15 protein-coding genes are annotated in these 12,525 nt (G+C 32.8%); 14 read left to right on the top strand and 1 reads right to left on the bottom strand.

Translation table 11 applies throughout. The features are described 5' to 3' along the window. The first annotated feature begins 193 nt into the window (after nucleotides 1-193). From HKP48_RS12235 to HKP48_RS05945, 10 genes are all read left to right on the top strand, one after another. On the top strand, nucleotides 194-421 hold the full coding sequence (locus HKP48_RS12235) for a tetratricopeptide repeat protein (protein ID WP_363928599.1): 228 nt from the start codon (nucleotides 194-196) through the stop codon (nucleotides 419-421). 29 nt (nucleotides 422-450) lie between these two features. Next, nucleotides 451-1,212: a CDC27 family protein gene (locus HKP48_RS05985; protein WP_296343849.1), complete on the top strand. Its 762-nt coding sequence runs from the start codon at nucleotides 451-453 to the stop codon at nucleotides 1,210-1,212. 71 nt (nucleotides 1,213-1,283) lie between these two features. After that, nucleotides 1,284-1,757 (top strand): hypothetical protein, encoded by a 474-nt coding sequence (locus HKP48_RS05980; protein ID WP_296343847.1) that lies wholly within the window; start codon nucleotides 1,284-1,286, stop codon nucleotides 1,755-1,757. Nucleotides 1,758-2,156: 399 nt separating this feature from the next. Beyond that, a complete protein-coding gene (locus HKP48_RS05975; protein WP_296343845.1) occupies nucleotides 2,157-2,795 on the top strand; it encodes an outer membrane beta-barrel protein in 639 nt (212 codons plus the stop codon). Between the two features lie 3 nt (nucleotides 2,796-2,798). Further along, a complete protein-coding gene (ruvC, locus tag HKP48_RS05970) occupies nucleotides 2,799-3,353 on the top strand; it encodes a crossover junction endodeoxyribonuclease RuvC (RefSeq protein WP_296343843.1) in 555 nt (184 codons plus the stop codon). 4 nt (nucleotides 3,354-3,357) lie between these two features. Further along, nucleotides 3,358-4,530: a hypothetical protein gene (locus HKP48_RS05965; protein WP_296343841.1), complete on the top strand. Its 1,173-nt coding sequence runs from the start codon at nucleotides 3,358-3,360 to the stop codon at nucleotides 4,528-4,530. Between the two features lies 1 nt (nucleotide 4,531). Further along, on the top strand, nucleotides 4,532-5,719 hold the full coding sequence (gene hemW, locus HKP48_RS05960; RefSeq protein WP_296343839.1) for a radical SAM family heme chaperone HemW: 1,188 nt from the start codon (nucleotides 4,532-4,534) through the stop codon (nucleotides 5,717-5,719). After that, the gene (locus tag HKP48_RS05955) at nucleotides 5,720-6,469 is read left to right on the top strand and encodes a cyclase family protein (RefSeq protein ID WP_296343837.1); all 750 of its coding nucleotides are present in this window, start codon (nucleotides 5,720-5,722) and stop codon (nucleotides 6,467-6,469) included. 10 nt (nucleotides 6,470-6,479) lie between these two features. Next, on the top strand, nucleotides 6,480-7,088 hold the full coding sequence (locus tag HKP48_RS05950) for a DUF4230 domain-containing protein (protein ID WP_296343835.1): 609 nt from the start codon (nucleotides 6,480-6,482) through the stop codon (nucleotides 7,086-7,088). Beyond that, a complete protein-coding gene (locus HKP48_RS05945; protein WP_296343833.1) occupies nucleotides 7,085-7,447 on the top strand; it encodes an MmcQ/YjbR family DNA-binding protein in 363 nt (120 codons plus the stop codon). The genes HKP48_RS05950 and HKP48_RS05945 overlap by 4 nt, the downstream gene beginning before the upstream one ends. Here the strand turns inward: HKP48_RS05945 and HKP48_RS05940 are convergent. Continuing rightward, the gene (locus HKP48_RS05940; RefSeq protein WP_296343831.1) at nucleotides 7,439-8,281 is read right to left on the bottom strand and encodes a helix-turn-helix transcriptional regulator; all 843 of its coding nucleotides are present in this window, start codon (nucleotides 8,279-8,281) and stop codon (nucleotides 7,439-7,441) included. The two genes, HKP48_RS05945 and HKP48_RS05940, sit on opposite strands and share 9 nt — an antisense overlap. A 139-nt stretch (nucleotides 8,282-8,420) precedes the next feature. Between HKP48_RS05940 and HKP48_RS05935 the strand changes: the two genes are divergently transcribed. From HKP48_RS05935 to HKP48_RS05920, 4 genes are all read left to right on the top strand, one after another. Continuing rightward, a complete protein-coding gene (locus HKP48_RS05935) occupies nucleotides 8,421-9,338 on the top strand; it encodes a dihydrodipicolinate synthase family protein (protein ID WP_296343829.1) in 918 nt (305 codons plus the stop codon). A gap of 1 nt (nucleotide 9,339) precedes the next feature. Next, nucleotides 9,340-10,926 carry an aldehyde dehydrogenase (NADP(+)) gene (locus tag HKP48_RS05930; RefSeq protein WP_296343828.1) on the top strand — a complete coding sequence of 529 codons (1,587 nt, stop codon included), beginning with the start codon at nucleotides 9,340-9,342 and terminating at the stop codon, nucleotides 10,924-10,926. Next, on the top strand, nucleotides 10,927-11,937 hold the full coding sequence (locus HKP48_RS05925; RefSeq protein WP_296343826.1) for a 4-hydroxyproline epimerase: 1,011 nt from the start codon (nucleotides 10,927-10,929) through the stop codon (nucleotides 11,935-11,937). A gap of 67 nt (nucleotides 11,938-12,004) precedes the next feature. Next, nucleotides 12,005-12,367: a four helix bundle protein gene (locus HKP48_RS05920; protein WP_296343824.1), complete on the top strand. Its 363-nt coding sequence runs from the start codon at nucleotides 12,005-12,007 to the stop codon at nucleotides 12,365-12,367. The last annotated feature ends 158 nt before the right edge of the window (nucleotides 12,368-12,525 follow it).

The following is a 12,525-nucleotide window of genomic DNA, read 5'->3' as shown; positions in this document are numbered from 1 at the left end:
TGCTTTAAACCTATTGAAGAATGAACATTCTAAAAAACTATCTATGAAAAGCAAAAGGCTTGAAGCTGGGTGGAATGAAGACTATTTGCTCAAAATATTAAATTTAAAAGTATGATTTTGCCCTGCCGTAGCTCAGTCTTCGGTATTAGCAGTTGCCGACAGTTTATATGCTAATGGTAACTATTCAAAAGCAATTGAAAACTATAAAAAGCATACGAATCAAAACGAAGTTTATGACAAAATTGCTAAAGCGTATATAGCTGTCGGGAATTTTGGGAAAGCACTTGATAATTATAAAAAAGGTACTGAAGCTAATCCAGATGATGCTTTAATTAAATTTGAATATGCTAAGTTATTATCGCGTTCAAAAAAATATGAAGCTGCATCGGACTTATTTGAAGAACTTATTTATGTCGATTAAAAAACCCCAATTACCATTACCAAAAAGGGGTGGTTTTAGAAAAGTTAAATGATTCTACAGCACTAAATCGCTTTCTTTCAGCTTATGACTTAGATCAAACGCATCAAAAAGCTATTTTCAAAATTGCCAACTACCATCTTATAAAACTTAACCATAAAGCATCGCATAAGTATATAGACAAAGGTTTAGAGAGTTATATTGAAAATGTAGAATTGATAAGTCTTAAGGCACAAAATTATTATTATCAAGATTACTATAAGGAAGCTATAATTTGGTTTAAAAAGCTATTGGATTTAGGTGAAGAGTCAGAATTTATTCACGAAAAACTAAGTATTTGTTATGCCGACTTCTCAGTTTACGAAGATGCTATTTTTCATAGAAAGGCCTTATTAAAATATAATCCTAATGATGCAACGTCGTTATACCTCATAGGTACTTACTACGAACGTTTAAACGATTTTGTAAATGCCGAAAAGTATTTGAAGCATTCTATAAAACTTCAAGACGTATCCTTAAATAAAGAATACCGACAATTAGGAACAGTACTTAATCGACAAAAGAAACACGAAGAAGCAGTAAAAGCATTTCAAAAAGCCATTAGAGATGATCCTACAGATGTATTTACGCGTTTTATTACTATTAGAACAAAGGAGGAGTATTATGCCGATAAAGATGCTATTATTAAGCTATATGAGGAATTTTTAGAAAAATATAAGGATGACCAAATTTCTAAACTTGTTGAAATGCACTTAAAAAAACTAAAAGAAGAACAATTTTTGAATAAAGATTAGTTGTCTTAAACGTTAAGCTATTTAGCATCTTTTGCTTAAATATTGTACTTTTCGGTCTCAGAATTTTAAAAATGAAACGACTTATAGTTTTTATTCTTCTAATTTTTACCTCTTGTAATTATCTTGAAAACAAAAAAGTAAACAAAGAGGATATTGTAAGCCAAGAATTAGAAACCATTGATTGGAATGCCGTAGACGCTTATCCAAGCTTTTCGGTTTGTGATAATCTATCAGAAAAACAGGAAAGAAAACTGTGTTTTGAATCTACAATTCTCAATCAAGTTAACGAATACCTATCTCAGCAAAGTATTGTAGTTTCTGAAGATATTGAAGATACCATATCAATGAAATTACAAATAGATAAGCTCGGTAAAATCTCAATTTTAGAGATTAAAGCAGGGAGAGAAACTAGAAATCTTATCCCTGAGATTGATACACTTCTTCAAGGCAGTATTAAAGCATTACCAAAAATTTATCCAGCCGTAAAAAGAGGACAGCATGTTACTACAGAATTTGTATTGCCTGTGGTTGTTTCCATCGAGTAATTAAAAAAGATCTGTATATCCTTAAAGTGTAATAATCAGAATGTATCTGTCATTTCGAGCGTAGTCGAGAAATCTAAGTTTTTGATTTGCAAGACATTTCGACTTTAGTTTATGCTGAGCATAGTCGAAGTACCCAATGTGACAGAATGTGTTTGAAATCTAAATTATTACTGATTACGGACATACAAAAAAAAATTTCTAATTGTCGAAAAACCTTCATTTTTGGATAAAAACGAGGTGAATTTGTAAAAATTAATTTAAGTATTATTAATAAGTCGATTATAGATGTAATACGAAGCGCCAACTATTATACTTAGTTTATTTACGGCAATGAAGAATTGCTTAGATTTGTATGGAAGCAGTACTAACACAATACAAATTAAACCAAATTATTACACTATGCGATTTAAGTTTGCAAAATACAGTCTGGCAATTTTACTTTTATTTAGTTCAGTAGATATTATTGCGCAGCGCAGAGATATTCCGACGTGGTCTGCACAAATAGGATTAGGTACTAACTTACCTTCTAAGTCTGGTTTTGTTGATGCATACCCTGCACAGTCTTTAAATTTTCCAACAGTAAATTTAGGAGTACAGCGTATGTTTACAAGGAGCTTAGGAGCTCGATTAGACTATGGATTTAATCGTTTTAAGAGCGAGGATGATTTACAAGAGTTTAAAGTTAATTATAGTAGAATAAATACACAATTGGTTTACAATCCATCAGAGTTTTTATCCTTTTTACCTCAAGAATTGCAATTGATTGGCCATACTGGTCCAGGATATTCAATTGCAACACCTTTAGGAAATTTAGATGTCAATAAGCAATCTTACCTTAACTTTAATTTGGGTATAGAATTACATTATTTTATAAATCGAAAAGTGAACCTTTACACCGATATTTCTTATATCTACGGATTTTCTAGTTTGGATGATTATGACCCTGAGCTTTTAGGTCTTGGCGCATTTAACGGTAGTATGTTAAATGTTACTGTAGGTGTTTCAATTGCCCTAAGTGGCTGTTATTATTGCGAATAATTTATGGCCAACGAAAAAATAATTTTAGGTATTGACCCAGGAACAACTATTATGGGATTTGGACTCATAAAAGTTGTGGACAAAAAGATGGAGTTTTTACAGTTGAATGAATTGCAACTCAAAAAATACGATGGTCATTACCTAAAACTAAAACTTATTTTTGAGAGAACAGTAGAACTTATCGATACACATCACCCAGATGAAATTGCTATCGAAGCTCCTTTTTTTGGTAAGAATGTACAAAGTATGCTCAAGTTAGGTCGGGCTCAAGGCGTTGCCATGGCTGCAGGTTTGTCACGCGAAGTACCAATTACAGAATATGCTCCAAAGAAAATAAAAATGGCGATTACTGGAAACGGTAATGCAAGTAAAGAGCAAGTGGCAAAAATGTTACAAGGCATGTTAGGTCTAAAAACATTACCCAAAAATCTAGATTCTATGGATGGCTTGGCAGCAGCGGTTTGTCATTTTTACAATCAAGGCCGCGTTGAAGTTGGAAAAAGTTATTCTGGTTGGGCAAGTTTTGTAAAACAGAATGAAGGACGCGTTAAGAAGTGATTTCATGAAAAGGATTTTAAATTTTTTATCAATTACACTTTTATTTATCATTTTATATTTTGTTTTTAATAACAAGGCAAAGAATACTATTGAAAATAAACCTATTCCAACAGAAGCAGCCAATAAAGAGATTGTCTATAATAATTGCTATGAGGTGGATATGAAGTGGGCTGGAAAAAGTACTTATATTTCTTTTCTTTTTGTAGAATTAAACAGGTCAAAAACAACTAATAATTTGGATGATTTATTGTCTCAAAAGGATAAAATAAAGATTCTTAATATTAGCTCTCAAAACTTAAGGGAATTACCTGAAATATTATTTCAATTTCCAAATTTAGAACAGCTAGATATCTCAGATAACCATTTTGAAAACGTAGAAAAACTTATTAATGACTTAGCAAGGCTGCCAAAATTAAAGCTTTTAGCTATGAGACATTGTGGATTATATAGACTTCCTAGTAATCTTATAAAGCTTAAAAAATTAATTGGCCTTGCTCTAGGTCAAAATATTAAAATGTTAGAATTAGGTGAAAGTATTGGTGATTTAACAAATCTTAGATACTTGAGTTTGAGACGAAATAAAAAATTAAAATATTTGCCAGAAGCAATTGGTAATTTAAAATGCCTAGAATATATAAGTATAGCTGCTACAGGTTTAACAGAATTGAGAGATGAATTGACATATTGCGAAAACTTGAAAAATATAACAGCAAATGCATCAAAAATTAAATACTTACCAGATGAATTAGGAAGGTTGAAAAATTTAAAAATTTTAAATTTAGGAGCTAACTCAATAGAAAAAATCCCCGAATCAATAGGAGATTTAACACAATTGATTGATTTAAGCTTGGGGACGAATGAACTATCATATTTACCTGAAACTATTTCCAAACTCGAAAATTTATACTCAATTAGTCTTGAGCTAAATAGATTTAAAATGTTTCCTCTCCAAGTATTAAAATTAAAGAATCTTAGATATTTAGATTTGCACAATAACAGCTTTAGGGTTATTCCGATTGAAGTAGTTGATTTACCTAAATTAAAAAGAATATATGTTGATCATGAATTAATTTCAGCCCAAAATATCTTGATGTTAAAAGAAAGGAATTCAAAGATAGAAATTGAAAAGAGAGATGCTTTAAGACTAGCTCCAAATAAGCCTAAGAGAAAAAACTAAAATGTCCGGCATTTACATCCACATACCATTTTGCAAACAAGCTTGTCATTATTGTGACTTTCACTTTTCGACATCACTTAAGAAAAGAGACGAAATGGTCGATGCCTTGTCTAAAGAGATAGTGCTAAGAAAGGATGAATTTAATAAAACAATTGTTGAGACTATTTACTTTGGAGGAGGTACACCTTCAGTTCTAAACAATAAAGAATTAGACTTATTAATAGATACAGTTTATAAAAACTATAAGATTTCAGAAACTCCAGAAATTACAATAGAAGCCAATCCAGATGATCTAATTTTCAAAAGACAAAAAGGAGTTCAATGTCATTCTGAGCTTGTCGAAGAATCTCAAGAAAAAGTATTTAAGGATTACAAATCTATAGGAATTAATAGGCTTTCAATAGGCATACAATCTTTCTTCGAAGACGATTTAAAGCTTATGAACCGCGCACACAATGCCGAAGAAGCCAAAGAATGTTTATCCATAGCAACGCGCCACTTCGATAATATTTCTGTGGATTTAATTTACGGTATTCAAAATTCAACCAATGAGAAATGGCTACAAAATATCGAAACTGCATTAAGTTTCGGTATACCACATATTTCGAGTTATGCATTAACCGTCGAGCCAAAAACTGCGCTAGCATCTTTTATAGAAAAAGGTATTATTGACGATGTAGATGATGAGTTAGCACACGAGCAATTTCATATTCTAAAAGATAAGTTAGAAAAAGAAGGTTTTGTGCATTACGAATTGTCTAACTTCGGAAAACAAGGTTTCTTTAGTAGAAATAATACAGCTTATTGGCAAGGCAAATCATATATCGGTATTGGACCTTCAGCACACTCTTTTAACGGAAAACAACGCGGATGGAATGTCAGAAACAATTCAAAATACATTAAATCAATTTCAGAAAACAAATTACCAATCGAGATTGAAAATCTTTCGAATATTGATAGATATAATGAATATGTGATGACAGGTTTAAGAACCATGTTTGGTGTTTCATTAGAAAAGGTTGAAAGTAATTTTGGTTCTGATTATAAAGATTATCTTTTAGAGCATGCACAAGTTTTTATAAATCAGCATTTATTGTATATTGAGAGAGCACACCTAAAAGCAACGAAAGAAGGTCAATTTTTAACTGATGGAATTTCATCAGAACTTTTTAAAATAAATCCAGCATAAATGCTAGCTACAATACAATTAAAATCTAGAAAATTAAAAATAGATTTATCACAACCTTTAGACATTTCTATTCCTATCCGACATGGCGAAAAAAATGTCAATGCATGGTATATTGGACCACCAAAAATAGAACCAGAACAATTTGATGGTGAAATTGTTAGTGTCTCTGAAGGTGCTTCTGTAAACTTTAATACGATTACATTTAATCCACATTCTCATGGCACGCATACCGAAACTGTTGGGCATATAGTCCAAGAGAATTACTCTGTGAACAAAGTTTTAAAACAGTTTTTCTTTTTAGCGGAAGTGATTACGGTTGCTCCAGAAAAATTGATGGATGATTTGGTAATCTCTGCAAAACAATTACGCTTTGCCATTGGTAACAAGCAACGTGAAGCTATTGTTGTCAGAACAATCCCTAACCTACAGGATAAAAAAACGATGCAATATTCTAATACCAATTGGCCATACTTAACCCAAGACGCTATTGAGTATTTAGTCAAAAAAGGTGTAAAGCACTTACTATTTGATCAACCAAGTGTCGATAGAGAAAAAGATGGCGGCGAGTTACGTGCACATCATACATTTTGGAATACTAAAGGCAGTATCAGAAAAGAAGCAACTATTACAGAGTTTATTTATGTGTCAAATAAAATCAAAGACGGTGTATATATGCTTAATCTTCATGTTGCCCCTTTTGAAAACGATGCAGCTCCAAGTCGTCCAATATTATATAAAGTTTTAGACTAAAAGAGAATTAATGGAAACATTCTTCATCATAATTATTAGCATTTTAGTCACATTAGGTATTGTCACGGTTTATAAACAATGGAAAACAAAAAGGAAGACGAGCGAACAATCAATTATACTTCTAGATAAAATAAAGCGTGTCTGTAAATTTATTACTGTCGAAGGAGATTTTGCTGAGATTTACCACTACGAAGACGTTAAAGAAAAATTTTTAAAACTAATTTCAAGTAAGAAGAAAGCATTGGTAGTCATCAATGCGAAAGCTCATGTAGGTTTTGATTTGAGTAAGGTAAAGATGAATGCAAACTCAAATACAAAGCGTGTAATTTTAACTCATTTTCCTCAGCCTGAAGTCTTATCAATAGAAACAGACATTAACTATTACGATAAGAAAGACGGTATCTTCAATAAGTTTGAAGCTTCTGACTTAACCGAATTACATACTAAAGCTAAAGTGCACATTAAGGAGAAAGTTCCTGAGAGCGGATTGTTTGTTATAGCAAGAGGAGAAGCTCTTGAAGCTATTCAGATTATCGAATCCATAGTTGAAACCATTGGTTGGAAGTTGGATTATTCGGCCTTAAAAATTGAAGCTGAAGATAAAAAAATGCTAGAATGAATATCGAACAATTCAGAGATTATTGTCTAAATAAAAAAAAAGTAACTGAGCATTTTCCTTTTGACAAAGATACTTTGGTGTTTAAAGTTTGTAACAAAATGTTCGCTTTGGTCTCATTAAAAAAATGGGAGGAAGGCAATGCGTTTATTAATCTAAAGTGCGAACCAGATTATGCTCAAGAGCTTCGAGCGGAATATGATAGTGTAAAACCGGGTTATCATATGCACAAACAACAATGGAATAGCGTTTATATTCATACTGGTGAACTTTCCCTAAAACTTATAACTTCTTTAATAGACCATTCTTACGATATGGTCATTAAAGGCTTACCTAAAAAATTGCGAGACCAATTAGAGTAACTTTCTAAATACCGAAGGCGTTGTCTGTTTAATAGCCATAAACTGTCTGTTAAAGTTTGAGATATTATGATATCCAGAGGCAAAAGCGATTTCAGAAATAGAGGTATCCATATCTTCATTTAATAGCTTACAGGCATTTGCAATTCTTAGTTCATTCAAAAATTCAAAATACGTTTTATTGGTGCGTTTTTTAAAGTATTTACAAAAGGCGCTTTTTGTCATGTTAGCGACATTAGCAACAGAGACAAGAGAGATATCTTTCTTAAAATTGGTCATGGTATAATCATAAATAACTTGTAATTTTTTGCCATCTGCTAGATTATAATTTTTGTCATATACAAATGAAGATAATGACTCGTATTGTTTGCGAGATACAATTTTCATGATATTTAGTAGCGTTATAAAACGCTCTAGTTTGTTAGCAGAACTTAAGCTTTGAAACAAAGATTTAATTTTCGTCGTACGACGACTAATTTTAAAACCTTGAGCAGCACGTTTAAAAAAAGGACGTAACGTATTGAGTTCATTCAAGTCAAAGAAACGAGTTCCGAATGCGGTTTTTGTAAAAAACAACGTTAGCATGGATGATGTTTTTACTTTAGTACTATCGCTTTTAAAAACATGTGGTAAATGACTGCCAATGACTAAAAAATCTCCTTTTTTATAACTGTTCACAGTATTACCGACAACTAAAGTTCCTTCGCCTTCAATAATAATACTTAGCTGAATTTCTTCATGTTGATGCAGTTGATTGTAGAAACTCTCACCAATATCTTCCTGATAAATAAGGACCTCATCTTTTGGTTTCGGTATCTTAAAAGGGAGCACTTTCATGATACTAAATTAATCAAATATTATATTTAAGTATTAATAAATGGAAAATATAGTATTAGTATCGGATAAAATTAGACAAAGACAAATCATATTTACTAGCTATTTTTAAAGAACTAAAAATTCAATAAAAATATATCAAATGGCAATAAAATGGGAAGGTATAATGCCTGCAATAACTACAAAATTTGACGATAAAGACGAGTTAGATTTAGACATGTTTAAAGTAAATATAAAAGCACAATTAGATGCTGGAGTTCATGGTATCGTTCTCGGTGGAACATTAGGAGAAGCAAGTACTTTAACGGATGCCGAAAAGCGTACGTTAACTCAAGAGACAGTTAAATTTGTAGAAGGTAAGGTTCCAGTACTGATTAATATTGCCGAACAAACGACTAAAGAAGCGATGCTTTGCGCCAAAAAAGCCGAAGAAGATGGTGCACAAGGTTTAATGTTATTGCCACCAATGCGCTACAAAGCCTGTGATACAGAAACGGTACAATATTTCAAGGATATTGCTAATAGTACATCATTACCAATTATGATTTATAACAATCCTGTAGATTATAAAATCGAGGTCACTTTAGATATGTTTGAAGATTTATTAGCGGAATGCCCAAACATAGAGGCTGTTAAAGAATCTACTAGAGATACCACAAATATTACAAGAATTAAAAACAGATTTGGAGACCGATTAAAAATATTAACAGGTGTTGATACTGTTGCATTAGAAAGTCTAATTATGGGAGCTCAAGGTTGGGTTGCAGGTTTAGTATGTGCATTTCCTAGAGAAACTGTTGCGATTTACGAACTTCAAAAAGCAGGACGTATTAAAGAAGCTATCGAAATTAACAGATGGTTTATGCCACTTTTAGAGTTAGATATCAATCCTAAATTGGTTCAAAACATTAAATTAGCTGAACTGTACACAGAAATAGGAACCGAGAACGTGCGCAAACCAAGACTGCCACTTTTTGGAGAAGAACGTGCATATGTAAAGCACATAATAGAGTCAAGTTTAAAAACAAGACCAACATTACCAGATTATAAAAATCTTTAAGATGATAACAGGAAAAAACTATATAGGACAACAACAATCTGCAAAAGGCTCTAAAACGTACAAAACATTTAACCCTCTATTAAATGCCGAAAACGAAGCAAAATTTACAGAAGCTACAACAGAAGAAATCAATGACGCTTTACAACTAGCAACAGATGCTTTTGTAGAATATAAGTCAACCTCAGGTGCAAAAAAAGCAGAATTTTTAAACGCCATAGCAGATGAAATTTTAGCGTTAGATGATAAACTAATAAGTACCTATTGTTCTGAAACAGGTTTACCCGAGGGTAGAGCCAAAGGCGAACGTGGAAGAACAGTCGGACAATTACGAAGTTTTGCAGATTTAGTAAAAGAAAGCTCTTGGGTTGAAGCTACGATTGATACCGCACAACCTGATAGACAACCAATGCCAAAATCGGATATTCGTAAATTATTGGTGCCACTTGGACCAGTTGTAGTTTTTGGTGCAAGTAATTTTCCATTAGCCTATTCAACGGCTGGTGGAGATACGGCAGCAGCATTAGCTTCTGGATGTCCAGTAATTGTAAAATCGCATCCAATGCATGCCGGAACTGGTGAGTTGGTCGCTAGTGCGATTGTAACAGCTGCAGAAAAAACAGGAATGCCAAATGGTATATTTTCAAATATAAACAGTAGCGGTATAGATGTTGGAGCACAACTTGTAAAACATCCACAAGTTAAAGCAGTAGGTTTCACAGGAAGTATTAAAGGTGGTCGTGCATTGTACAATATGGCTGCGGAACGTAAAGAACCAATACCAGTTTTTGCAGAAATGGGAAGCATCAACCCAGTTGTAATGTTACCAGAAGCACTAAAACAACGAGGTGATGATTTAGCCAAAACTTATGCAGGTTCAATCACATTAGGAACAGGGCAATTTTGTACCAATCCAGGTTTAATTTTAGGTTTAAAAAGTGATGAATTATCGCAATTCATCAACACATTATCTGATGAAATTGTAAAGATAGAACCATCGTGTATGTTACATCCAAACATCCATAATGCGTTTCAAAAAAATAAAGAAAAAATCATATCCCAAAGTTACACAGAACTTGTTGCATACTATACAGACGATGTAAAAACAAACCACGCAAGCCAAGCCATATTGACTGTTGATGGTGATACGTTTTTAAATAACACCACTTTGCATCAAGAAGTTTTCGGACCATTTTCTGTCGTAGTACAATGTAAAGACACCAAACAATTAGAAACTATAATTTCGCATCTAGAAGGACAATTAACAGGAACTGTAATTTCAGATTCAGGAGAAATAGATAAGTATCCAGCAGTAATTTCGGCATTACAAAACAGAGTTGGTCGTTTAATCTTTAATGGTGTGCCAACTGGTGTTGAGGTTTGTCCATCTATGGTTCATGGCGGTCCATATCCATCATCAACGGATAGCCGTTTTACAGCTGTAGGTATTCATTCAATAAAACGTTGGGTAAGACCATTCAGTTATCAAGATTGGCCAAATAATCTGCTACCAGATGAATTAAAAAAAGAAAATCCTTTAGGTATTTCGAGATTAGTAAATAATAATCAAACTAAAGCACCCATTAAATAAATGGCAAAAAACACCTTTGTTTGCATTGATGCACATACCTGTGGCAATCCAGTAAGAGTCATAAAAAGTGGTGGTCCAATACTTGTGGGAAATACCATGAGCGAAAAACGCCAACACTTTTTAAAAGAGTATGATTGGATTAGAAAAGGCTTAATGTTTGAGCCTCGCGGTCATGATATGATGAGTGGCTCTATCTTATATCCACCTCACCATCCAGAAAATGATTTCGCGATATTATTTATTGAGACATCTGGATGTCTGCCAATGTGCGGTCACGGTACTATTGGTACTATAACAATTGCGATTGAAGAAGGTTTAGTAACACCAAAAATCCCAGGTAAAATAAAGATGGAAGCACCAGCAGGCTTGGTGGAAATCGACTATCAAATGAAAGGTGATAAAGTAGAGTGGGTTAAATTAACGAATGTGAAAAGTTATTTAGCAGCAGAAAGCCTAATTATAGATTCTCCTGATTTAGGCGAACTCGTTTTTGATGTCGCCTATGGCGGAAATTTTTACGCCATTGTTGACCCACAGAAAAACTTTACCGGAATTCAAGATTTTACAGCGAGTCAGATTATTGAATTTTCTCAGAAGTTGAGAGCTTTAATCAACGAGAAATATCCAAATCAGTTTATTCATCCAGAGAATGAAACCATAAAAGATGTCACACATATGTTATGGACAGGTACACCATTAAATGAAAAATCTGACGGAAGAAATGCAGTATTTTATGGCAATAAAGCGATTGATAGAAGTCCATGTGGTACAGGAACTTCTGCGCGATTAGCACAATTGTATGCCAAAGGGAAATTAAAAGTTAATGAGCCATTTATTCACGAAAGTTTTATTGGAAGTACCTTTATTGGTCGCATTGAAGAAGAAGCAAGTTTGGATGGAAATTTGGCGATTATTCCAAGTATACAAGGTTGGGCAAAAATTTATGGGCAAAACACCATCACGATTGATGACGATGATGACCCATACGCACATGGATTTCAAGTGATTTGACAATGAAACAATGAAGCAGTGAGCTAATGAAATAATTAGAAATGGTAATAATTAAAAGATTGAATTGATGGAAAAAGCAGAATTTGTAGAAATGATAAAACTTAGGACTAAGCGATTAGCAATAGATGTTATTATGCTCTACGAAAATATGCGAAAGACTGATTCTACAAGAGTTATTGGAAAACAATTAATTCATTCAGCTACCTCTGTTGCGGCTAATTATCGAGCTGCTTGTATTGCACGTTCTCAAAGAGAATTCTTCTCAAAGTTATCTATTGTGGTCGAAGAAGCAGATGAAACTCTATTTTGGTTAGAGATATTAAACGAAACAAAATTTGTTTCAAACGAGTTGTTAAAACCATTAATAGGTGAGACTTTAGAATTATTGAAGATTGTTTCAAAAGCAAGAAAAAGTGTAAGTAGCAATTAAAGTTTTTTTTAGAAGTATGGGTGTAAAATATTATTGAGTTAGTCATTTAATTTCCGTACATTTAAGTCAATAAAATTAGGATAATGGAACAATTTGAAGGACAAGATATACTAAACTTTATAAAAGAATTTCCAAATGATGAGGCTTGCAAAGTCTAT

The organism is Winogradskyella sp., from assembly GCF_013042245.1.
GTDB lineage: Bacteria > Bacteroidota > Bacteroidia > Flavobacteriales > Flavobacteriaceae > Winogradskyella.
The sequence above is the reverse complement of the archived record's forward strand: the minus strand, read 5'-3'. Positions and strand labels throughout refer to the sequence as shown.

Bases quoted from the DNA above. Each gene is read 5' to 3' on its own strand.
- HKP48_RS05925 (WP_296343826.1), top strand. From the start codon at position 10,927: ATGGCAAAAAACACCTTTGTTTGCATTGATGCACATACCTGTGGCAAT.
- hemW (WP_296343839.1), top strand. From the start codon at position 4,532: ATGTCCGGCATTTACATCCACATACCATTTTGCAAACAAGCTTGTCAT.
- ruvC (WP_296343843.1), top strand. From the start codon at position 2,799: ATGGCCAACGAAAAAATAATTTTAGGTATTGACCCAGGAACAACTATT.
- HKP48_RS05980 (WP_296343847.1), top strand. From the start codon at position 1,284: ATGAAACGACTTATAGTTTTTATTCTTCTAATTTTTACCTCTTGTAAT.
- HKP48_RS05940 (WP_296343831.1), bottom strand. From the start codon at position 8,281: ATGAAAGTGCTCCCTTTTAAGATACCGAAACCAAAAGATGAGGTCCTT.
- HKP48_RS05955 (WP_296343837.1), top strand. From the start codon at position 5,720: ATGCTAGCTACAATACAATTAAAATCTAGAAAATTAAAAATAGATTTA.
- HKP48_RS05950 (WP_296343835.1), top strand. From the start codon at position 6,480: ATGGAAACATTCTTCATCATAATTATTAGCATTTTAGTCACATTAGGT.
- HKP48_RS05975 (WP_296343845.1), top strand. From the start codon at position 2,157: ATGCGATTTAAGTTTGCAAAATACAGTCTGGCAATTTTACTTTTATTT.
- HKP48_RS05920 (WP_296343824.1), top strand. From the start codon at position 12,005: ATGGAAAAAGCAGAATTTGTAGAAATGATAAAACTTAGGACTAAGCGA.
- HKP48_RS05930 (WP_296343828.1), top strand. From the start codon at position 9,340: ATGATAACAGGAAAAAACTATATAGGACAACAACAATCTGCAAAAGGC.
- HKP48_RS05935 (WP_296343829.1), top strand. From the start codon at position 8,421: ATGGCAATAAAATGGGAAGGTATAATGCCTGCAATAACTACAAAATTT.
- HKP48_RS05965 (WP_296343841.1), top strand. From the start codon at position 3,358: ATGAAAAGGATTTTAAATTTTTTATCAATTACACTTTTATTTATCATT.
- HKP48_RS05945 (WP_296343833.1), top strand. From the start codon at position 7,085: ATGAATATCGAACAATTCAGAGATTATTGTCTAAATAAAAAAAAAGTA.